Genomic DNA, 20317 nt, shown 5'->3' with positions numbered 1-20317 from the left:
ATCAAAACGCTGTTGAATCGGTGCCGCCACTAGGCGCCTTTCCAAGGCTGCATGGCATCTGCCAGACGGGGTTAAAATAGGCCGACTTTGTCCCCGTACAACCGATAGAGGCTGTTATCCTGGCGGCCCGTCATCCTCAGATCCAGACCATTGTGCTTCCAAGGATCGACCTTCAATTTTGGCGCCTCGGGAAACACGTTGCGGCGCGCGCCTTCGCCAAATGCGTAAGTTCCACCAAGATTTAGCAGGTCGCCGAACAGCTTGGCGCCGTCGCCGGCACTGTTGGCGGCCTCGAGTTCGAAAGGCACCACGTTCGACGAGCCTTGCTTAGCGCGACCGATCTGGCCAATGCCCATTGCGTCGCGCACCTGACCGCGGCCGGTCTCGCCGATAACATCACCGAAGGCTCGCAGGACGCCTAGCGCCTTGCCCTGGCTATCGGCGAAGTCGCGAGCCTGGCCGCGCTGCTTCTGCTCTTCGCGAACCGTGATGTTCGACCCGGACTGCGGAACGTTCATCTCCTGCGTGACAGCAGCGTTGGCGTTGCCGGCTTCGATCTGCTGGTCGGTGAAGTACTGGCCGAGCTCGGATGCCTTGTCGGCCTGCTGATCATCGAAGTTCTGGTAACGATCCTGCGACTGAACGTTCAGCGCATCGGCCTGCTGGTCGAGCCCGTTCTGCCGGATACGTTCGGCCGCCATAACGTCGTTGCGTGCGTTCGCGACCTTGCGCTGCGCGATGCTGTTGGCGAGCGTCGAACCGGCGGTGAGCGCTACCCCCGCGATGGTGAAAGGGTCGCACATTACGACATCCTCGCGCGGCGGGCACTCATCCGTTGTTCAATAACGCCGCAAGACACCCAATGCTGTAGGCTCAAGTGAAGGATTCGGACCCGATCGAGTAAACCCTCAACGTATGGCGTGCCGCTTAGGCCAGGCTCATTTCCGTGGGCCCACAACATCACAACGGAAATTGCTGCGTCCATACCAGACAGAAACCAGTCATGCTGGTCATCCCTGGTTCGCAAGTACTCGACGATGGTGGTGAGCCGCCTCGCCATCGCATTTGCCATTTGTGGCGGGCAATTCGATCGCTGAGCTTCAAACTCATCCAAGATGAGGCGCAATGCTTCCGACAACGCTTCAACCGATTGCTCCGGAGAAACGGTGTCGCTGCCAACGCATTCAAATAGGGTCAATACTCGCGCAGGAAGTTGCGGGGCACGCGCCTTGAATGATTTTGGATCGACAGTTGAGAAGCCCACTAGTGTTACTCCGGAAAACGTCTCTCACGCGTGTGCGACGAGGCAAAGCCGGCCGATGTCGCTATCGCAAAGAAGAGATGGCCCAACTTGTCGGCCGTTGTTTCGGTCCGACGGTGAGTGCGACTGCCCGAGTTTCGCTGTTTTCCGGCAGAATTACGATAGCCGATCGGGAAAGGAAAGAACAGCCAAAATGCCGGTTTGATGCTGATAATGTTATCTTTTCTCGTGTCGGGGTCGACGGACAGATTGTGCGGAAAGTTCGGTATGGCGGCAAATTTCAGCGACCTCCCGACAGCGCCGCCGTCGTCGAAAAGGGTGTGATGCCAGGGGTGTACCCCGGCAAAAGGCCGGCGCAGCGCCGGGGACTCGGTAGTCGCAACCAGTCGGTGGAGATCCGAGCTTTCTCTGTGCGTAACGATACCGCGCTCTGGCCACGACGAGCACAGAGTTACGCTCGAGCTGATACCGTCGACGCTATCGGTTCGGCGAATTATGCGCGGTTAGCGGTGCCCACTGCGTTTGTCACACAGTTAGCAGCGCTGCGTTATCAATGGCTTAGTAGTGGCGTTTGGTAGCGCGTTGATAGCAACGACCGAAAATAGGACGCATGTCCTATGATTTGTAACCAAATGCCGCCATGGCGTCGTCCAGCATTGCAGCAGGCACCTGAAAGGTAAAATGACAAAACAGTGGGCCGGGAGTGCCGCGCTCGGCCATTGGGCGATTGACGCCGACATGCCAGGATTTGCACAACGTTACGTGATGGGCATCGTCATTCGCCTGCAGAAACCGCTGCACAGTCGCATAACAATCTGGAAGGCGGTTGTCCGGCACCAAAAGCCGAATACGCCAATGCAGAGCCCCGTCGTTTGGCCATTCGTTCTCATTGCACAATTCCATTACCGGCGGAAAATCGCTGATCATCTAAGCCTCCTTCGCTTCTGCTCAGCAAAACGCCCCGCTGCTACCGGCGGGGCGTAACGCAATGGCTTACAGGGTGGCGCCAGGAGCTTGATTATCCGACTTGCTGCTCGACATGCGCCTGAGAGCGCCCTCGCACGATGTAGTCCACCCAAGCTTGTGCGTATGCCTGGTCTAGTGCCGCCAGCGCGTTCTTTTCCACGAGAAGAGTAATTTGGACCATATCTCGATGCTCTGGGTGCTGAGCGTGGTTGAATGTCCAATCGCACTCTGTCGGCAACTCAGGCTCTTGGGATGTCAATGCACGGCGCGTCTTGAAGTCGATCACAGGCATGGTGCTTCTCCATAGGCCGCTTTCCGGGCGGCAATCGATCGAGATCCGGGGGCGAAAAGACTGAAGCTAGCCCCCGCTGCCTTTAGAGGATCTATCCTCCTGGACATGCGCAGCGGCCCCCGGACGTAAATCTGATGTGGTGTGCTCTTCTTGGCTTTTCGGGCCAAATCAAAAATAGCAAAACTCGAATTTAAGTCAACATAAATTTCAAACTATACTTTGTAGATCGCTTTGTATGTTTGTTGATCGACGTCAGTCCCCAAAAGATACACAAATAAGCTAGGCTAGAAAGGCTGAGGTTGCTACAGTGCCGTCACGCAAACCAACTGAAAGGATCGCAGAGGATGGCGCCCATCAAGCTGCTTCTCGAAAGTGAGGTGGCCGAGCGCCTTCGCTGTTCGACCGTCACTGTAAAACGACTTCGGCTTTCGGGGCGGCTGGCTTACATCCCTGGCCGCCCCGTCAAGATCGACGAAGCCGACCTGAACGCGTATTTGGAGAGCGTAACGAAGAAGGCGGAACCGCCCAAGCCCGCTAAACCTAAGCCGGACAAGCACGAAAGAGATTTCCGCCACCTTGCTCGCCAGGTGTGGCTTCAGCGGCAGTCGTTTCGGCGGTCACGTGATGAGAAGAAGTAGCTAGAGGGTCGGTCCGCGGCGCCGTGAACGGCTAAAAAACGTTTAGTCAAACATTCGATACAGGAGGGGCCCGTCAAAATCTTAGTTTGGCTATTGTTACTAGCAACCGCGTCTATGTTTGCGGTTGTCGGTCTACGCGCGGCGAATGAACCGGTCTGGTATTTCCTGCTCATCCGGGAAGACGCGACGAGACCTCAATCAACTCGAATGCCAGACTGGGATCTCTTGGACGGTTCTGCATTCGAGTGTTTTCGCCATGCCGATCGGTGGAGAAGAGCCGGTATGGTGGACGCTCGGTGCGAACCGGTTCCTCGTATTCGCCACTGGCTGAATGGCCTCGAGCGCGCAAAGAGTTTGAAAGCCAGCTGAACCTAACTGAACGCGTTGCCCGGTTCGGTCTCGTCCTCCTCTTCGTCCTCATCCGGCCGCTCCAATCGCTCTACAGCCTGTTGGGCTTGGCGTTTCAATCGGTCAATCTCGGCCTGCAGTTCTTCGCCGTCCATCTCGGCCAGCTCTTTCGTCTTCCTCGCGCCTGTCTTGTCAGCCAGGACCCCGTTCGCCCTGAGCAAGGCGACGCCGGCAGTTGCTCGCGCTGGGGCTACAGCTTTGTCGTCGCCACACACGCTAATCAACGCATCGACAGCCTTCTCGAACCCCTCGGTTCGAAGTCGAAGAATGACGCGCTCAAACAGCGCCTCCGGTGTTTCTTTCCCATTTGCCATTATGCGAATGCTCCTATTGGATCGGTTTCGGATTGCTGCCGGCGGGCGAGTTCGGCTTTCAGAACTGCGATCATCGTGTCGAGTTCGGCCGTTTCCGCAGATCGACGACGATCGCATTGCCGTCAAAGAGGCGGAGGACTTGGCTGCGGTCGCCGTCCCCATTTCGCTTGTACGCTCCCAATGATCCAAAAAGGCCCATCAGTTCGTCGGGGGAGCGAAGTAACCCTCGTGGATTGTGGGCGTGCAGATGAACCTGCTTCTCCAACGTGACGTCATCAACAGCGCATCGGCGAGGGTACGGCTCGGGGCCTGGCTCCGGCGCGTCCTTACGTTTGTTCTTGTACGCTTGAGCCGCCGCTGACCAACTGTCGTGCAACGCTTTCCATATCGAATACCATTCCGTGTCGAGATCCCGTAACGGCCTCTCTGCGGCGCGGAGTATTGGAGACTTGGCACTTCCCGGCGGGGCTACAATGGCTGACCACAGTGCGGCAGGCTGCACAAACCCAGTATCGAATTTTCTGACCTGGATTTTGCGCGACGAACCTATCGCGGCCGAAGCCACAGTGATGGCAGCGATAGCTGCGAAGCTCTCTGGCGTGCCCTTGCGGCGGCTTTCAGTTCGCACCCACCGGCCAAGCATTTCAGGAAGGCAATTGGCCGGTAGCGTCGAAAGGTCGGCGGGGTCATCCTGTGCGAAGATATCGAACGGCTCGGGCACATCGTCCGCGGCAGAATTGTCGCTCTCGAGCGCAGCAAGCCCAGCAGCGACGGCCGCCCGCCGATCGGTTACAATCACGCGAAGATCAATACTGCCGTTGGAGGCCCAATCACGGGCGAATGCTACGGCGTCGAAAGCAGCGGGGTCCACGACCTGCAATGCGGCGAGAAAGTCGAGGTTATACGTCCTTAACAGCTCTTCGGCGGTCCAGGCGTCCGGCGCAATCTGCTCACGGCCCTCGTCGTTCTGGAGCAAGCCGGTACGGTGAAGATGCGCGACGGTCAGGCTCTGCAGGCTGAGCCCGAGCGCACTGGCGATCGTTTCAAGGGAGTTCCACCATCTGGCGTGCTCCCCAAACTCGGAAAACTCCCGACTGGCAAGTCGGCCGCACAGCCAGCGAAGTGCCTCGGAAGGTTTTGGGCGCCTGATGGTGGTGTCGGCCTCGCCAACAACAGCAAAAGGGATTTCCCCGCGCAGCCCATATTCCGGCGCCCCGCCGAAACCGATCTCGCCCGCATCATCGATAGCGCCGAACTCACAGATGAGAGAAATCGGATCGTGAGTGCGTTCTGAGCCGTGGTCGAAAATTCCGTCCGGATAGATTTCCAGGTCTTCTTCGAGCTCGCGGCCGAGATCATCTGATGTGATGCGCCAGCCCAGTTGGGCGCCCGCGGGCAAGGGGAGAACGTCGGCAAGCCAATCTTTGTAGCGCGCAAGAACCTCGCGCCGTATCGCGACTTCGGGCGAATATGGTGGCGCGCTCTTCTCGGGCCGCTCGCTCTTTGAACTACTTGCGACCTTGTATCCGTTCGCAACCACCGCGCTTTCGATCTCTTGAAAGATCGCGTCGAGTAACGAGGCGTCGATCTCCGCTAAGTCAGCAAAGGGCGGAAGCGAAGAATACTGCATGGCGCCGCTTTTGTGTCTGCCGGCGACTACGACCTGTTGACCAACAGCCATGAACTCGACCGCATGCGCGGTGCCGTCGACAGGGTCGACTAAAATGACTTTCCTTTTCGAGATTGCTTCGTTCAGTCTAACGAATACCAAGCAGCTGCTCGAATTGTCGCGCCAACGAAGTGGGAGTTCCCCGATCGGCTTGCCGATAGAATTGGCGATTGTAGACTTGATCGTGGCAACCAATCCCCGAGCCCGCACAGCGCTATCGCTTGTATCTTCGGGGCTGATCTTTATATCGAGGTCGAACGCTCCGACCTCGCCGGTCACGATGCATAAACTCGCATCCGGCCACCGTCGCCATTCGGCCACATCGTCAAGGGTAGGCGCATAATCGCCCCAGCCTTTGAAACCGCGCCAAGCACCTTGGACGAACTTGGCAGGAACTTTGCCGTCACTGATCTTTTCGACCAGTCCTTTCGATGAGTGGGAGAACGTGCAGGGGACGCCGGGGGGCGCGCAAGGGCGCAACATTGGCAGATAACCTCCGTCGACCAGGCCATCGAGTGTGGTCGGCATCGACAGGGTTGGTGCGGATATCTGCTGGACTGCGACTGGTCGCAGCGTATTGGATTGACGCGAACCGGCCAGATATTCCGACCAGGCAGGTTGCCTATCAGCCACTTTTTCGGGTATCATTTCGGCTCCAGAACGATGTTGGTTGGGTCGGGCCGTTTGCAGACGGCTCGGCCTTTTTCATTCCGGAAGGTTTGGTCGTCTCAGCAGTTCGTCCGCTTCATGCTGCGAGTAAAAGCGCTCGCGAGCACCTACGCGTAGCGCGTCTTTTCTTGATCTCGGGTCACGAGCCCGCGCTAAAACTTCGTCGATCCTGGAGCGGGCTTCCGGGTCGAGCGTGCGCAGCATTTCCATCACGAATTTGGCATTCGTAGGTGTCGTCTCGCGCAGGTCTGGCGGAAGCCATAACGCTGTTTGATAAAAGTAAGCACCCTGACCGGTCGGGCCAAATACGCTCAATGTCTGGATGCAGAAGACCATCGTGCCAGGGGCATAAACCACACCGGCGGCCATATCGGTCACCTCGATAGGTCGGATCTGCACCACCGTCGGTGCGCTCATCGCATGCCCGGCCTTAGCTTGACGGCGGCGTTCGGCACGGTTTGCCAGGCACTCGCTCAACGTTCCCGGCCCGTGCGGATGACCTCGGCGCGTTTTGCCCGCGCAGCGGAGCCGCGAGTGGAGGGCGTCCAACTCTCGGCGGCGCTAACCAACGAGATGAGGCTTGATGTCTCCACAAGCGTTCGGCCCGCAAGCCTGCGGAACTTCAAGCGTCCTTCGGCGGCGAACCGATAGAGGGAAGAAGGCGAGACCCCTGCGATCTCAGCCGCAGTATTCAGAGGCAAGACTGGCCGTTCGCGCCAGGGCACTTCGCCTGCAGCAACGGGAGGATTTTTGGGCGCGCGTGAGCGCAATCGTGCTGGATTTGGCATGTGATCGTCCCTTTTTCAGCAGAGCTCGCAGGAGTGTCCTTCGAGATACTCAATGGTTGGATGGCGCCGGTTCCACTCCAGGACGACCGTTTCAAAAGGCAAATCAATATCGGCGCTAATTTTTAGATTAGCAGAAAAAACGTGCGCTGCAACACTATAATTGCGATATGTGTTTGGATGGTTGTTATGGTGGCGTCAGTCACTCTGCCACGTAAGGGATTACGACATACGTAATACAGAATCTATAGTGTCAATGCAGCCCGCCGCGATAGCTCTTCAGTCGCGTCGACGATGAACGCCGAATAGTGCCGCTCGATCATTTCGGAACTAGTGTCGTGGGTCGCGGCGACAAGTCGGACAGGGAGGCCCAGGCGAAGCCCGCGCACGACACTGGAGTGCCGCAGCGCGTAGAAAATCGTGTCGGCTGGCAACTTAGCTTCCGCCACGGTTGCCGCCCAGAATTTGTCGATCTCGTATGCTGGACCCCAAGGGCGCCGGTGATCCTTTACCCATTTGATCCGTTCAACCCGACGGTAGGCCCACCGCTCCAGAAGGTGCTCATCCTGGGCGCGGCCTTCGACAACGCCCTTGAGCTTGTCGATAACCTCTTGCGCCACTGGAACCGCAACACGGGGCTTCGCACGCGCTGCGCGACCCTTTTTCGAGCCGGGCACCATGAGGCGAAGGTTCGCTTCTTGGACATCGCCCACCAACATCGATCTAAGCTGGGAGTGTCTAGCGCCAGTTGCCGCAGCCACGAGAACAAGGCGGCCGAAATCGCCATCGGGATCAACTTTGAATGCTGCTTCGATCGCGGCGCGGATCTGTTGGTCATCAAGCAACTGTTTTCGGGCATCGTCGGTGACGGCGAGGGCGCGCGTGCCCACCTTGATCTCTGCAGGAAGGTGGGGCGGCAAAGCGCGGCGGTGAAGTTCGGCAGCTGCGTTGAGAGCTGCCCGCAGATCGTTCATGAGCCGGTTGATCGTAGCCGGTGCGATCGCCCGAGCGGCTCCCTCTTCACTCTCGCTGCTTTCAGAAAGCCGCTTTCGCCAATCTTCGATATGAGAAGCGCGGAGGCGCGCAAGCGCGGTTGATGCAAAGTCTTCATCAGAAAGCACGTGGCGCGTCAGGCGCCCGCCGGCATTCCCGCCCTCGCGAGTTGATCGCGCTTTCCTGACTGTTACGTACGCTTCGACAGCAGAACGGACGGTAGGCCCACCAGAAGCAGTTTCACCGTCAACTCGGGCTTCTATCGCAGCATGCTGCTGCAGGCTCCACTCGAGAGCGGCCGATACCGCGGCCCGGTAGGAGATCGCACCAAAGCCGGCGCCAGCATCGTCGGCCGCCCCCAGTCGCGCCTCAATACGATTGCCGTCGATGACGACTTTGCCGATCCAGCTTCCAGCGCCGCTAGTTGGCTTCCTATAGCCCAAGCTAACGCCACCTCGTCCGCCGCTCACTCCAGACCAGTAGGGGTTTTTTCTCGCGACTAGGCGCCCTCGTTTCGAAGGCGTGTCGATCTCAGAAGCTGTGCGTCCCACAGTGCGTCCCACATAGATATCGAGGTAATCTGTGATAAGCATAACAGGGGAGCCGAAGGAAACAAAGGCTTCTGGATCTCACGGATATCCACGGTTATTAAGTGCATCGCCCTCCGAAGGCAGAGGTCACAGGTTCGAATCCTGTCGGGTGCGCCAACAAAAATCAAATGGTTATGGGCAGTATTCGCGGATTTCGTGCCTCGTCCCATCTGCGGCCTACATAAAGCTTCCTTTTTCTACATTGTGCGGTGCTGCTCGGCCCGATAGCATGTAGCTCAGGCTGGCAAGTTGCCGAAGCTTGGTGGGTGACGAAGGCTATCATTGCAGGGTAAAGGAAGAACCGTGCGCTATCCCGGTTTGCTCTAGCCGGCGCTGTTGCATTTGCAGAACCAGCCGCGCGCATCATGGCGCATGACGCCGCTCTGTGTGTTCGGCCTGATCGCAATTTCAGTCTTGCTCTTTTCATCTAGGGAAAAGCAGTCTTTGTAGAGGTCGACATACTGCACAAGCAGTTGGTGGGCGCTTTCTCCTGTCATGCTTGTGGCCTCGCAGACCCACGCTTTTGCCAAGTCCTCCGGGTCCGTTCTATAGTTCATGGACGTTTCTTCTCTAGCAGCATTGCGGAGCAGGCCAGGTAAAGGCACGGCGTAACCATTCACATTCACCGGGATGGTGTAGGTGCTTGGTGCTTCGTCAGGGGCCACATACGTCACGAACATCGTGATCCCGCCCCCCACGATTGCGCCCACGACTGCACCCCGTATATCCCCGGGAATCGATTTGATCATCTCGACGATGAAGGATGACTTTGACCCCGCTGGTTCCGGCATAGCCTAACTCGCCGCCGGACCAGGCAAGATTAGAACAAGCCTGATGGCCTCGCTAAGGGCCTCGATCACAAAGGATCCACCTTCAACTATTCCGCAGGAAACGACATCAGTTCGGCGCTCAAAGGATGCCTGCTTGTACGCGGCGTCCATGACGCATTGACGCAACGTTGCGGACTCTTGACCAACCAGCGTGTTTTCAAGTGTTCCCAACTGGTCGGCATTCTCGTCCGTGCGCCATTTTTGTACGAGGGCCTGCATCAGCACTGGAATAAAGACATCCCATGCCGCGTCAGTCTCGCTCGGCTTTGTAGATGCAAGTTGTCGGTAGTCCCGTGCAGCGGCAATGGCTGGCTTTATGGTCGTGGTGCTTGCGGAGGCTGGCTCTGGATTGACATCGATAGAACAGTATCTTGTCGGCCGGTTCTCGTAGATGCTTACGATTAGCGTTCCATCGAAATTGACTTCCGCGCCATTACTGACAGTCTTGCATTGCTTGTAACTAGTGTCCGCGAAAGTCGCATTCACCATCACAATTAATGCGGCCAATGCCGCAAGTGATCGCAAGAGATGTTGCACGCCCCGACCCCAACCGATTGCGTTCCTCAAGAATACACGCATTTATTGAGGACTGTCGAGTGACGCAGTCGATGACGCGGAGGCTCTATGAGCGATTACGTATTATTTCAAATGTGGGGTCTCTTCCGGCGTTCTCTGATAAAGGGACACGAGTTTTACGTGGATCAGGCACGTAAACGCTTGCTGTCTCAGTTTGAAAACATGTCAGCTGAAGCTGACAAGGCCGCGGATGAGTGGTTGGAGCAGAGCAGTGGGGCATTTGATCCCGATCGGCACGATCCTGGCGACTTCTACGAGGCGGCCTACGAACATAGCATTGAGTTCTACCAACTCCTGAGTGACCTGCGTGATCGGACACGCTTGAGCGTCGTCGCGGGGATGTTTCACGAATGGGACAAGCAACTCAGGGATTGGCTCGTCCGCGAGATGCATCATTGGCATCGTGGGGAGACTGCCGCCTCGAAGGTCTGGTCGGCTGACTTTGGCAAAATTGCGGATCTTCTGCAGAGTTTTGGCTGGAATCTCCGAAGCGCCGAATACTTCAACACGCTCGATGCCTGCCGCTTGGTGGTCAACGTTTACAAACACGGTGCTGGTAAGTCTCTGGACGACCTGAAGCAGAGCTACCCCCACTATCTCCGCGACCCGGCTGATGAATCTCTGGACCTACCCGACACACGTTTTCTAGACCACACGCATCTCAAGGTGACGGATGAGCAGTTCCGGGCATTTTCGGAGGCCATTGTTGCGTTCTGGCGTGATGTCCCCGAAAGCATCGTCAGTGCTCAGGTGATGGAGGTTCCTGCTTGGTTCGGAAATGCCATCGAAACGGATCGTCATAGCTGATGCTGGGGTGTTGACCGTCTTTGACGGCTAGTCGAAAAGACGGTCACCAGCGGTCAATCCCCAAATCTGGCGATAGACGGCTTTCAGGCGACCCGGCACCTCTTGTTTTTCAAAGGAGTGTCGAGCGTGAAGCCCATTACCTGCGTCCTGGCCGAAGATGAGACGGCGAGCTGGAAATTGGTCTTCAATCTGGACAGACGGCGTATCTATGTCGGTACGGGGCGACCTCCGTACAAACGAGCATCGATCGAAGAGATGCTGGCTACGGAGCCGCAGGACGCACTCCAAGTGCGAGCGCGCGAAAAGCTCATGCCCATGGTGTTGGATGCCATGTGCAACAACTAGGTCTGGATACTTCTGACGATGACCCTGCCCGGCATTTGCGCCCTGATCCGGTTTGACGATGCGATAGTTCCACAATCGCCGTTTCGTAGAACGCGCGACAGATTGCGGGATGATCGATCCGAAATCCTTTAGCGTGCCGATATCAAATACTTCTCGTCCCATCTCTTCTTGACGAAAAGGCGCCAGGGGTGATTGCGCCCAGCATACATGTCTAGCTCGACCTGCTCGGCTGACAAACCGCGATAGTCCGCAAGCATTTCAATAGCGCGGCAGAAAATCTCATAGCGTTGCCCGCCTCGTCCTCTGGGTACCACGCCGGATTTCGAGCAAAGGCTACTTTGTTGATCGGTCAAGATGTCAAAGGACTTGGCCGTAAACTGATCGAGGATGTAGCCGTTGAACGGCGGAACGCAAAAATGGATTAACTTGGTAAAGAAGGCAGGCCCCAAGCCGGCAATCAGTGCCTGATCAAATCTGTCGTATGCGGTTGACCGCGGGATGCCGCTGTCTCTTGCTCGAGCAAGCAGGGTAGAAATGGGCTCGAGGACTTTGCCAATCCTTTTGCGGTTTGGCTCCCTAGCCACTCCCCAAGCAGTCACGGTCATCACACGCTGCACGTCACAAATGTCTTCTCGGGCGCAATACTCCCGCAGAGTTTGTCTGCTCAAAGCTACGCTAGGCAATGCCGCAGCTCTGGGGTGATCATGCCAATACTCCTTTGGGATACGAGTTCTTGTAACGGCGGAGGGGCACGCCTGAATTGCTAGCCCAAAGCGATCGAGCATTTCCGGCACAATGAGCGGGGCGTTATGCACGGTTTCATTCATAGCATACCGGCTCCCTACCGCCGGGACGGTTATAGGCGCTACGACCGCCACACAGGCGCCCGTTCCGCATAACATCATAAGGGCAATCGCACGTCCCAACGTAAGCGTCAAGAATTGGCCGACCACCCGAGCGCTTCCGAACTGGAGTGGGACTTGCGTCATTTGTCGGGCGAGCTACTCGCTGCGGTACTGGCGATGCCGGGCGCAAATATTGGGGTCGGGCAGCCCGTTCCAGAAGATCCTCGCGAATCCACCCTGAGACATCCGTTGCGGCAATGCGAAGCCAGTCCCCCTCGCGACCATGCACCTTGACCTGTTGTCCTTTTTGCAAGGTTGCAACGATCGCCGAGTTCGTCGTAGGGCTTTTACGAACTCGGGCCGCCGTCTTGGTGCGAAGGCTCAGCGGGGTAGTTTCGCCATCGAGGCGGATTTCTGTTTCAGGGACCAACAGCAGGTTGGCGGGCGGTGGGCTCGTTACCGATGCAGGCTTTGGCCGGATCGTCTTTTCGATGCTGGATGGAGAGGGCACCGGATCGGGCTCTTTGTTTCCAAACAGCCACCACCCCATTGCCAATGCAACTAGAGCCCAGCCTGGCTTTCCCCGAACACCCATGTCACCCACCCCTGGCGACAAGAAAGCAGGCGCGTTGAAAAGTGTCGAGCCTATACTCGAACCATCGAACGACCCGCAGCTACAAGTTAGATTGGCAACGAAAGAGCTACGTGCAACAAGTTGCATGAACATCCGGGGGGATCTCATGAAAAAACTACTGCCATTGGTCGCGCTCGCGGCTCTCACAGGCTGCGCCACGCCACCATCGAACATCAAGGCGGCTCCATCTGACGGCAAGCAATGCACCCAGGCAGATCGCGACCGGCTGGCCGACATTACGTCCCGGCAGCAACGAACCGCCAACAAAGACGCGTTTGGGGTGTTCATGATCGGCGTTCCGCTTGGTGGCGATGAAACCCATGAACCGGAAATAGCCCGCCTCAAGGGCAGGTGCGGCGTGAGGTAGTCTCCCGTGATTACGCTTTTAGCCGCGACGGTCATCTCGTGCCTGCAGCTCACGGCGGTGGACGGCGACACCATCAAGTGCAACGGCCAGAACATGCGTCTGATCGGAGACGGCGTGCCGTTCAAGTCAGGTATCGACACGCCAGAGATCGGCGGCCGAGCGAAGTGCGACCGTGAGCGTATGCCCGGTAAGGAGGCCAAGAAGCGCCTGGCTGAACTGCTTCGCGAGCCTGGGGTCCGGATCGAAGACACAGGCCACGTGGATGATACAGACCAGCGCCGACCGCTGGTGCGTATCAGGCTCGGGAACGGCCAGTTGGCGGAAAACATTCTGCTCCGCGAAGGCCATGCGATCATCTGGCGACCAAAGGTCAAACGGCCCTGGTGTGGATAACAGGAAGGAACAACAATGAAACTGAGTGCATTTGCTGTGTCCGCAGCCCTCCTGCTATGGCCGAACGCAAGCTCTGCGCGGAGTCTCACGCCGGCGCAGATCGAAGTCTATGAGGCGGTCATGATCGCCGAGATCCTGGTCGGCAAGTGCTCCCAGCAGAGCATTTCCAGAAATGTTGGTAGAATCAATGAGGTGACTGCGGAGGTTGGCATCGTTCAGGCAGATTTCGCCGATGAACGAGCGGGCTCCACCTGGGATCGGCTGAGCGCCGAGATGGGCGAGCTTACCGACAGTGATTGTGCCGCCTACTATAAGAAAATGGGCCCAGACGGTTCCGGCCTACTAACCATCTACTAGACTAAGCGCGGTACACAATCGATACTTGAGCGAGTTGGAATTTGGCGGGAGAAATGGGAACTGAAATCTGGGCCGGCGATCACTTAAAGCGCGAGGACGATGCCAACTTCCTGATTGACTACCTATTGGAGCGAAATGCTCAGGCGGTAGAGACAGGACTGCGCGGGACATCGATCAACGTGAGTGCCCCCTGGGGTGCAGGCAAAACCTTCTTTATGACAAGGCTAGCCCGACAGCTCGGCTCTCATGAGTTTAGGGTGGCGGAGGTTAACGCTTGGCGCGATGACCACGCTGATGACCCAATTTTTCCGGTCATGTCGGCCATGCTCAGGGCCCTAAATAAGACAGGCAAGAAGGCCGAGATCAGACAATCGCTGAAGAAGAACGCAGGCAAAATTGCCGTACGCGCTGGACTTGGCTTGGCCAAGCGCGGAGCGGCTTTCATCATCGGTAAGGAAGCGGTCGATGGAATAACCGACGAGGTTGCGAAGTCTATTGCCGAGGCGGCCGAGCAAACTATGAGCGAGTATGCCGAACAGGCGCTCGAGCGTTTTGAGGAAGGGCAAAAGGCGATCGATGATTTTCGCACGGAGTTGGCGAAGGAAGTCGAAGGCGATACGCCGTTATTCGTCCTGATCGATGAAGTCGATAGATGCCGGCCGACCTACGCGATTTCGCTCCTAGAGCGGATCAAGCATTTGTTCGATGTGCCCAATGTCATTTTTCTGGTTGCGACCCATACAGATCAGTTGGCTCATACAATACGCGCCGTGTACGGGGCTGGGTTCGACGCGGATACGTATCTCCACCGGTTCTTCGACCGCACATATTCGTTCGACCAGCCGACCCTGAACCAGTTTGTTGATGTGCAATGGGCCGAACTTGGGCTGCAGGAAGATCGCTATCTGCCCATTCCCGACCATACACAGCGCAAGATGGTTTCTGCAATTTCGCGAATGGTCGGCCTGTCGTTGCGAGATATAAAGCAGTGCATGGGTATGCTTAGTAGTGTGACAAATCGAGCGGAAACGAAAGTGCCTGTTCCGCTATTGTATGTGTATCCGCTTATTGCCGCATACCACTTGAGAAAGACTGGGGCATTCAACATCGCGACGGGCACGACCAATCGCAACACCGACCAGCAGATCGCCACAAGGGAATTTCAAAGTCTATTCAGCGGCGAGCCGCTTTTCATATTTCAGAACCGTAGTCACTTCGGCCGTCAGCAGATCGGGGAACAAACGGTAGAGCTTAGTCGCGTGTTGGAAACGTTCATGGGCTTGCTCAGCACTGGCTTGACGGAACAGATCGGTGGGGAGGCTTGGGAGTCCCGGTTTGTCGAGGACTATCGGCAGGCTGAGTTCGCAATTCTACATGGCAGCACCCACAGCGGCAGAAAGGTAGCGTCCATCCTCGAACTTTACCGTGCGATGATCCAAAAAGCCGGACGGATTGGACAACTTACCTAGTTGCTACGAAAAACCTGTTCCCACGACCCCGCATTGTGCGTCCGGTAGTGGTGCAACGTAAGTAAGGCCATGAGATGAGCAAGCGCGGCAGCTATTTGGGCGGGAACAGTGTCATTCGAGTGCGAGCGCCTACAAGCTCAGGCAAAAAGCAGCACGTTGGGGTGCTGAACCATTTGGCCGCCTACAACGCTTCTGTCGGGCCTAAGCCCGTGCCGCCGAAACCGAAACGAAAACCGGCCAAGCCATGATACGTCTCTCAACGAGAAAAGCCCGCCACCGCCGTGGATTCGGGCGATAACGCTGGACGAAGCGGGGTAGCTAAGCAACACGCACCTTTCCAATTGTTTAGCGGCCCGGTAATGTGCCCGTAGTTATGGGGGCATAATTGAAATATTCGGCAGCTATTACCTTAGTTCTTTTGTCAACGAATTCAGTCATCGCCGACGATACCTTTGTTTGGAGCGGAGCGTATGCCGGCCTCCAGGCTGGCTATGGATCTGGTTCATCGACGTACATCGTTGACATCTTTCCGAACCTCTTCATCCCATACGATCCGAAAGGCTTCTTCGGCGGGGCGTATGCCGGCTACAATGTCGAGGTAAAGCCTGGCTGGATAGCTGGCGTTGAGGCGGACCTCTCTGCCGGTGGATTGGAGTCCGGCAGAACCACTGTCCTCAATCCTCGGCCCACCCATGAGTTCGGTCACGCCGACATAGTCTGGCAGGGCGCGCTAAGGGCTCGCTTAGGCTATGACGCCGGGCGCGTACTACCATTTGCGACTGCGGGCTTGGCCTTAGCGACTTACCAACACTCGGTTGAGAACGAGTACATCTACGACGGCTTTAACCGAACGACGTTGGGCTGGACAATTGGTGCGGGCTTTGATTATGCGCTCACCAATCGCTTGATTGCGCGCGCTGAGTATCGATTTTCAGATTATGGCACTGACCACTACGACCGGAAATTCGTGGGTGGAGCGCTATCACACGAGGTCGACTTAGCTACGCAGGATGTCAGGATAGGCCTGGCATATAAGTTCTAGTCTCCGCCCCCGATAGATCACACGTCATGTGGGTCTGGTACTTTTGGCGCTGGCCGAATTGACAGCACAATTTGCTCTGGCTTTAAGTGACTGAGGAAATTGCTTGGGGGGTAAGCAAATGAAAATCGGGATCCGTCGCCCGAGCTTGAAGCGCAGTTTTGCCGCACGAACTTCCCCAAAGCGCATATTCAAGAGAAAGCTCGGTCTCAATGCCCCGCGGGGGCTCGGCTTCTTTAGCAATCCGAAAAGAGCTTTTCAAAATCGAGTTTACAACAGAACCACAATTTCGTTTTGGGCGCTTCTGGGCCGCCTCTTTCGATAGAACAGTTCGAGCCTCCCAGTTCGCATGAAATGATCATCCTTGTACGGCCGCCCCGCATAGCCGTTTGGGCAATCCTAGGAGAGAATTATGTCATCTGAGTTCGATCAGATCCCATTCGGCGCCGCTGAGTTCGCCGACAATCCTGAGCCGCGATGCCCCTGTTTGCTGCTTCTCGACACTAGCCATTCCATGAGCGGAAGCCCGATCACAGCGCTGAACGACGGTCTGTTGGCTTTCAAAGATGAGCTGGCCGCAGACAGTCTTGCAATGAAGCGAGTGGAAGTTGCAGTCGTTACATTTGGGCCGGTCGAAACCGTCACCGAATTTCAAACAGCCGACGTGTTCATTCCAACGTCTCTGAAGACGAGCGGTGATACGCCGATGGGCCGTGCAATCGAACACGGCCTCGAAATGCTTCGTAGGCGCAAAGACGAATATAAGGCGAATGGCATCTCCTACTATCGGCCTTGGGTGTTTCTCATCACTGACGGGGCACCAACGGACAGTATCACAAGAGCCGAACAACTCATCAGAGATGGCGAGACGACAAAGGCTTTCTCGTTCTTTGCTGTGGGAGTTGAAGGCGCAAACATGGATATACTTGCGAAGCTCTCTACTCGTCAACCGTTGAAGCTAAGTGGGCTCAAGTTCAGAGAACTGTTCTCTTGGCTATCTGCGTCATTGTCGGGCGTTTCGCAGTCGCAAGTCGGACAATCTGTTGCTCTCCAGTCTCCTGCCGGCTGGGCCGAGGTATAAGTATGCCGCCAGCGGGATGGCGCCTCGCACAGGCGAGTGCGATTGGGACTTCGCATGCTGGAACTGGGGCCCCATGCCAAGATACATGTACCTACTCTGTCTACGACGCTTCTGAAGGTCCAATCCTTGTCGCCGTGGTATGCGATGGTGCGGGTAGTGCAGTACACTCGGCTGTGGGATCATGGCTGAGTGCGCAAATCTTGCTCGAGCAGGCGTTTGTGCATTTCGATGGCGGTGGCCGCGTCGATGAAATCGACCGGGCCAAAGCAGCCAACTGGGTCGTTGAGATTGCGGAACGAATTGAAGCCCACTCGTCCAGTCTGAACCATGCTCTTCGCGACTATGCCTGCACGCTCGTGGCGGCAATTGTTGGCCCTGAGAGTGCAGCCTTCGTCCAAATCGGCGACGGCGCGATTGTGGTATCTCATGGGCAGGACGATGGGTGGTCTTATGTCTTTTGGCCGCAGCACGGCGAGTTCGCCAATACCACAAATTTCATCGTCTCGAAGAACGCCGTCGACGTCCTCGATTTTGAGATCGCGCCCCGCGCAATCAACGAAATAGCCATTTTCTCTGACGGCATTGAGAATCTAGTCCTGCACCAAGCTAGCCGTTCCGTCCATGGCGATTTCTTTGATGCCATGTTTCCACCCGTGCGGAGATCGACAGTCTCTGGGGAGGATGTGGCGCTGTCCGAAGGGCTTAAGGCCTATTTGCTGTCGCCAGTCATTTGCGAACGCACCGACGACGACAAATCGCTTCTCATGGCGACGAGGGTAACCACGGGTGCCGACAGATGAGCAGCCGAAAAGTGTCGGAAGTATTCACACTTCGAGGTGAAGTGATCAAACTCGGTTCGGTGCTGGGACAAGGGGGTGAGGGCGCGGTCTACGAACTTCCGGCGCATCCCAAGCACGTAGCCAAAGTGTACCACCGTTCGTTGGCTCAAGAGAGGGCGGACAAGATCCGCGCGATGGTCAAGCTTAAGACCGAGGCGCTGGAATCGCTCACTGCTTGGCCTTTAGGCCTGATCTGTTCGCACGAACAGAAGCCTATTGGGCTGATCGTCCCGAAAGTCGTCGGGCGCAAAGATATCCATCACTTGTATAGTCCCAAAAGCAGGCGGTCGGACTTTCAGCGCGTTGATTGGCGATTCTTGATCCGAGCCGCGGCGAACACCGCTCGTGCGTTTGCAGCGGTTCACTCCAGTGGATGCGTCATAGGGGACGTAAACCACGGTGGCGTCTTGGTCGCGCAAGACGCGACTGTGAGGTTAATCGATTGCGACAGCTTCCAAGTATCGCACCAGGGACGAAAATTTCTTTGCGAAGTTGGTGTCGAGACGTTCACCCCGCCGGAGCTCCAGGGCAAATCCTTCGCTGGTGTGTTAAGGTCATCGAACCACGATAACTTCGGGCTGTCGGTCCTCGCGTTTCTGCTCCTATTTATGGGTAGACATCCCTTTGCGGGCCGATATGCCGGCCAGGGGGACATGCCTATTTCCAAAGCGATTGAAGAGGTTCGGTTTCCCTACGGGGCCAGCGCCGCTTCTGTTGCGATGTCTAGGCCGCCGGGGACGCCGTCGCTTGCTATTGTCGGTCCTCGCGTCTCGCAATTGTTCGAACGTGCATTCTCTCGCCAAGCAGTCACTAGCGGGAGGCCATCGGCGCACGACTGGGTAACTGCGTTGGCAGAGTTGGAATCGCAGCTGAAGCAGTGCAATTCCAATCCGTCTCATTGGCATCATCCGTCGGGAGCATGCCCCTGGTGCCCAATGGAAGGCGCCACAGGTATTCCTTTGTTCTCGGTTATCGTTGCGCCAAATGCGACGATCTCATTCGATATCATTGGCTTCCAACGACAGGTTGACGCTGTCCAATCCCCAGGGCCGGCGCCGACGATCGCATCAGTGCAAATCCAGGCGTCGCCAGACGCAGTCCGTCTGGCTGGGAGCGAAAAGAATGTTAACCTGTTGGCAGGGGCAGCGGCAGCTGCATTCGTCTTCGCCACCTTTGCAACTGGAATGCCATGGCTACTAGTCTTGGCAATAGTCTCATACTTTGGTGTACGGAGCATGCTCAGCAAGGCAGACGAGGTTGCCAAATACCAGGCTGCCCACGCTGAAGCTGCCTCGACATGGCACAAAGCCTATGAGAACTGGCTCTTAAAGGCAGGGCCGGGGTCTTTTGACGATCAAAAGACCCGCTTGGCGGAGCTGAGACGACAGTGGGATGGTCTGCCCGCCAGAAGGGCAAGCAAGCTCGATGTCCTGAAGCAAAACCAACGAAAGGCCCAACTCGATCGGTTTTTGGATAACTTTGAAATTGCGGACGCGAAGATCGATGGTATCGGCCCAGGTCGAAAGCAAACGCTGGAATCTTATGGTGTCGAAACAGCCTTAGACGTAACACAGAACAAGCTTTACAGCGTTCCAGGCTTTGGCCCGAAGATGACGCGACAGTTGCTGGATTGGCGCCGTTCGATCGAGCGGAGGTTCGTGTTCGATCCCAAGAAGGGCATAGACCCCAGGGATATTTCAATGATTGACCAAGAGACGGTCGTCGAAAGTCGCCGTCTTCAAGATGCCTTGGCGAAAGGGCTGGCCGAGCTACGCCAAGTGCACTCGCAAATTCTGGCGACCCGGCAACATATGCGCCCGCAAATGAACCAGCTTCGGGAAAAATTTGATCAGACCCACGCCGATAAGCAAGCAGCCTCCAGCTAAACATCAATAAAAGCTGCCTACTCCCGCATTTTCAACCTTATCTTGCCGTCTAGATTGGAAACTTCACGGTAGGCAAAGACCGGCGAGCCGGAAAATTCGGTTCAAATGCCATCCTATGCGGCAATTGACTGTCGTCACACTCAAAGAAAGTGGCACGCTCGTGTAGATCGACGGACCTTGATGTCTTTCATCGTGCGTACCGCCGAAACGAGCGCCACAGATGTGGGCCCCGCGCACGGTCCATCAGCCCGATGGCTAAAAGGG

22 protein-coding genes are annotated in these 20317 nt (G+C 56.6%); 11 read left to right on the top strand and 11 right to left on the bottom strand.

Annotated elements, in window-relative coordinates:
* Nucleotides 1-71: 71 nt before the first annotated feature.
* The 3 genes from O1Y97_RS02805 to O1Y97_RS02795 all read right to left on the bottom strand — a co-directional run bounded on the left by O1Y97_RS02805 (nucleotide 72) and on the right by O1Y97_RS02795 (nucleotide 2519).
* The gene (locus O1Y97_RS02805) at nucleotides 72-803 is read right to left on the bottom strand and encodes a hypothetical protein (protein WP_318763016.1); all 732 of its coding nucleotides are present in this window, start codon (nucleotides 801-803) and stop codon (nucleotides 72-74) included.
* Nucleotides 804-1876: 1073 nt separating this feature from the next.
* Nucleotides 1877-2188, bottom strand: a complete 312-nt coding sequence (locus O1Y97_RS02800) for a hypothetical protein (protein WP_318763015.1) — start codon at nucleotides 2186-2188, stop codon at nucleotides 1877-1879.
* A 91-nt stretch (nucleotides 2189-2279) separates the two neighbouring features.
* Nucleotides 2280-2519 carry a hypothetical protein gene (locus O1Y97_RS02795; protein ID WP_318763014.1) on the bottom strand — a complete coding sequence of 80 codons (240 nt, stop codon included), beginning with the start codon at nucleotides 2517-2519 and terminating at the stop codon, nucleotides 2280-2282.
* Between the two features lie 344 nt (nucleotides 2520-2863).
* Here O1Y97_RS02795 and O1Y97_RS02790 point away from each other — a divergent pair, with 344 nt between their 5' ends.
* The gene (locus O1Y97_RS02790) at nucleotides 2864-3157 is read left to right on the top strand and encodes a helix-turn-helix domain-containing protein (RefSeq protein ID WP_318763013.1); all 294 of its coding nucleotides are present in this window, start codon (nucleotides 2864-2866) and stop codon (nucleotides 3155-3157) included.
* Nucleotides 3158-3528: 371 nt separating this feature from the next.
* On the opposite strand, the gene O1Y97_RS02785 is transcribed toward O1Y97_RS02790, so the two are convergent.
* The 6 genes from O1Y97_RS02785 to O1Y97_RS02760 form a co-directional block, all read right to left on the bottom strand.
* Nucleotides 3529-3879: a hypothetical protein gene (locus O1Y97_RS02785; protein WP_318763012.1), complete on the bottom strand. Its 351-nt coding sequence runs from the start codon at nucleotides 3877-3879 to the stop codon at nucleotides 3529-3531.
* Nucleotides 3880-3949: 70 nt separating this feature from the next.
* On the bottom strand, nucleotides 3950-6196 hold the full coding sequence (locus tag O1Y97_RS02780; protein ID WP_318763011.1) for a DUF3987 domain-containing protein: 2247 nt from the start codon (nucleotides 6194-6196) through the stop codon (nucleotides 3950-3952).
* Nucleotides 6197-6253: 57 nt separating this feature from the next.
* Nucleotides 6254-6634 (bottom strand): hypothetical protein, encoded by a 381-nt coding sequence (locus tag O1Y97_RS02775; protein WP_318763010.1) that lies wholly within the window; start codon nucleotides 6632-6634, stop codon nucleotides 6254-6256.
* A gap of 613 nt (nucleotides 6635-7247) precedes the next feature.
* Complete coding sequence (locus O1Y97_RS02770; protein ID WP_318763009.1) at nucleotides 7248-8438, bottom strand: integrase; 1191 nt, start codon at nucleotides 8436-8438, stop codon at nucleotides 7248-7250.
* 470 nt (nucleotides 8439-8908) lie between these two features.
* Complete coding sequence (locus O1Y97_RS02765) at nucleotides 8909-9376, bottom strand: hypothetical protein (RefSeq protein WP_318763008.1); 468 nt, start codon at nucleotides 9374-9376, stop codon at nucleotides 8909-8911.
* Nucleotides 9377-9379: 3 nt separating this feature from the next.
* Nucleotides 9380-9952 carry a hypothetical protein gene (locus O1Y97_RS02760; protein ID WP_280224817.1) on the bottom strand — a complete coding sequence of 191 codons (573 nt, stop codon included), beginning with the start codon at nucleotides 9950-9952 and terminating at the stop codon, nucleotides 9380-9382.
* A gap of 87 nt (nucleotides 9953-10039) precedes the next feature.
* Here O1Y97_RS02760 and O1Y97_RS02755 point away from each other — a divergent pair, with 87 nt between their 5' ends.
* Together O1Y97_RS02755 and O1Y97_RS02750 are read left to right on the top strand one after the other, a co-directional pair.
* The gene (locus O1Y97_RS02755) at nucleotides 10040-10798 is read left to right on the top strand and encodes a hypothetical protein (protein WP_318763007.1); all 759 of its coding nucleotides are present in this window, start codon (nucleotides 10040-10042) and stop codon (nucleotides 10796-10798) included.
* Nucleotides 10799-10924: 126 nt separating this feature from the next.
* On the top strand, nucleotides 10925-11143 hold the full coding sequence (locus tag O1Y97_RS02750) for a hypothetical protein (RefSeq protein ID WP_280224815.1): 219 nt from the start codon (nucleotides 10925-10927) through the stop codon (nucleotides 11141-11143).
* Nucleotides 11144-11271: 128 nt separating this feature from the next.
* Here O1Y97_RS02750 and O1Y97_RS02745 read toward each other — a convergent pair whose 3' ends face one another.
* Entirely contained in the window at nucleotides 11272-11970 is a 699-nt protein-coding gene (locus O1Y97_RS02745) for an 8-oxoguanine DNA glycosylase OGG fold protein (RefSeq protein ID WP_280224813.1), read from the bottom strand.
* Nucleotides 11963-12538, bottom strand: a complete 576-nt coding sequence (locus O1Y97_RS26255; RefSeq protein WP_404801302.1) for an SH3 domain-containing protein — start codon at nucleotides 12536-12538, stop codon at nucleotides 11963-11965. Before O1Y97_RS26255 ends, O1Y97_RS02745 begins: the two co-directional genes overlap by 8 nt.
* Before the next feature lie 190 nt (nucleotides 12539-12728).
* Between O1Y97_RS26255 and O1Y97_RS02740 the strand changes: the two genes are divergently transcribed.
* The 8 genes from O1Y97_RS02740 (at nucleotide 12729) to O1Y97_RS02705 (ending at nucleotide 20053) form a co-directional block, all read left to right on the top strand.
* Nucleotides 12729-12989 carry a hypothetical protein gene (locus O1Y97_RS02740; protein WP_280224812.1) on the top strand — a complete coding sequence of 87 codons (261 nt, stop codon included), beginning with the start codon at nucleotides 12729-12731 and terminating at the stop codon, nucleotides 12987-12989.
* Between the two features lie 6 nt (nucleotides 12990-12995).
* Nucleotides 12996-13382 (top strand): thermonuclease family protein, encoded by a 387-nt coding sequence (locus tag O1Y97_RS02735; protein WP_318763006.1) that lies wholly within the window; start codon nucleotides 12996-12998, stop codon nucleotides 13380-13382.
* 15 nt (nucleotides 13383-13397) lie between these two features.
* A complete protein-coding gene (locus O1Y97_RS02730) occupies nucleotides 13398-13739 on the top strand; it encodes a hypothetical protein (RefSeq protein ID WP_280224809.1) in 342 nt (113 codons plus the stop codon).
* A 53-nt stretch (nucleotides 13740-13792) separates the two neighbouring features.
* On the top strand, nucleotides 13793-15208 hold the full coding sequence (locus O1Y97_RS02725) for a KAP family P-loop NTPase fold protein (RefSeq protein WP_280224807.1): 1416 nt from the start codon (nucleotides 13793-13795) through the stop codon (nucleotides 15206-15208).
* Between the two features lie 385 nt (nucleotides 15209-15593).
* Nucleotides 15594-16250 carry an outer membrane protein gene (locus O1Y97_RS02720; protein WP_318763005.1) on the top strand — a complete coding sequence of 219 codons (657 nt, stop codon included), beginning with the start codon at nucleotides 15594-15596 and terminating at the stop codon, nucleotides 16248-16250.
* 409 nt (nucleotides 16251-16659) lie between these two features.
* Entirely contained in the window at nucleotides 16660-17328 is a 669-nt protein-coding gene (locus O1Y97_RS02715; RefSeq protein ID WP_280224805.1) for a vWA domain-containing protein, read from the top strand.
* Between the two features lie 2 nt (nucleotides 17329-17330).
* Entirely contained in the window at nucleotides 17331-18128 is a 798-nt protein-coding gene (locus tag O1Y97_RS02710) for a PP2C family serine/threonine-protein phosphatase (protein ID WP_280224803.1), read from the top strand.
* A complete protein-coding gene (locus tag O1Y97_RS02705) occupies nucleotides 18125-20053 on the top strand; it encodes a helix-hairpin-helix domain-containing protein (protein WP_318763004.1) in 1929 nt (642 codons plus the stop codon). The genes O1Y97_RS02710 and O1Y97_RS02705 overlap by 4 nt, the downstream gene beginning before the upstream one ends.
* The last annotated feature ends 264 nt before the right edge of the window (nucleotides 20054-20317 follow it).

Origin of the sequence: Aminobacter niigataensis, from assembly GCF_946995915.1 — a bacterium.
Lineage (GTDB): Bacteria > Pseudomonadota > Alphaproteobacteria > Rhizobiales > Rhizobiaceae > Aminobacter > Aminobacter niigataensis.
Note: the sequence above shows the minus strand (reverse complement) of the source record. Positions and strands in the feature narration are given on the sequence as shown.

What these genes read in the sequence shown, in the direction of transcription:
- O1Y97_RS02710 (WP_280224803.1), top strand. Translation starts at nt 17,331, where the DNA reads ATGCCGCCAGCGGGATGGCGCCTCGCACAGGCGAGTGCGATTGGGACT.
- O1Y97_RS02730 (WP_280224809.1), top strand. Translation starts at nt 13,398, where the DNA reads ATGAAACTGAGTGCATTTGCTGTGTCCGCAGCCCTCCTGCTATGGCCG.
- O1Y97_RS02785 (WP_318763012.1), bottom strand. Translation starts at nt 3,879, where the DNA reads ATGGCAAATGGGAAAGAAACACCGGAGGCGCTGTTTGAGCGCGTCATT.
- O1Y97_RS02715 (WP_280224805.1), top strand. Translation starts at nt 16,660, where the DNA reads ATGTCATCTGAGTTCGATCAGATCCCATTCGGCGCCGCTGAGTTCGCC.
- O1Y97_RS02745 (WP_280224813.1), bottom strand. Translation starts at nt 11,970, where the DNA reads ATGAATGAAACCGTGCATAACGCCCCGCTCATTGTGCCGGAAATGCTC.
- O1Y97_RS02790 (WP_318763013.1), top strand. Translation starts at nt 2,864, where the DNA reads ATGGCGCCCATCAAGCTGCTTCTCGAAAGTGAGGTGGCCGAGCGCCTT.
- O1Y97_RS02740 (WP_280224812.1), top strand. Translation starts at nt 12,729, where the DNA reads ATGAAAAAACTACTGCCATTGGTCGCGCTCGCGGCTCTCACAGGCTGC.
- O1Y97_RS02705 (WP_318763004.1), top strand. Translation starts at nt 18,125, where the DNA reads ATGAGCAGCCGAAAAGTGTCGGAAGTATTCACACTTCGAGGTGAAGTG.
- O1Y97_RS02795 (WP_318763014.1), bottom strand. Translation starts at nt 2,519, where the DNA reads ATGCCTGTGATCGACTTCAAGACGCGCCGTGCATTGACATCCCAAGAG.
- O1Y97_RS26255 (WP_404801302.1), bottom strand. Translation starts at nt 12,538, where the DNA reads ATGGGGTGGTGGCTGTTTGGAAACAAAGAGCCCGATCCGGTGCCCTCT.
- O1Y97_RS02780 (WP_318763011.1), bottom strand. Translation starts at nt 6,196, where the DNA reads ATGATACCCGAAAAAGTGGCTGATAGGCAACCTGCCTGGTCGGAATAT.
- O1Y97_RS02800 (WP_318763015.1), bottom strand. Translation starts at nt 2,188, where the DNA reads ATGATCAGCGATTTTCCGCCGGTAATGGAATTGTGCAATGAGAACGAA.
- O1Y97_RS02775 (WP_318763010.1), bottom strand. Translation starts at nt 6,634, where the DNA reads ATGAGCGCACCGACGGTGGTGCAGATCCGACCTATCGAGGTGACCGAT.
- O1Y97_RS02725 (WP_280224807.1), top strand. Translation starts at nt 13,793, where the DNA reads ATGGGAACTGAAATCTGGGCCGGCGATCACTTAAAGCGCGAGGACGAT.
- O1Y97_RS02765 (WP_318763008.1), bottom strand. Translation starts at nt 9,376, where the DNA reads ATGCCGGAACCAGCGGGGTCAAAGTCATCCTTCATCGTCGAGATGATC.
- O1Y97_RS02805 (WP_318763016.1), bottom strand. Translation starts at nt 803, where the DNA reads ATGTGCGACCCTTTCACCATCGCGGGGGTAGCGCTCACCGCCGGTTCG.
- O1Y97_RS02755 (WP_318763007.1), top strand. Translation starts at nt 10,040, where the DNA reads ATGAGCGATTACGTATTATTTCAAATGTGGGGTCTCTTCCGGCGTTCT.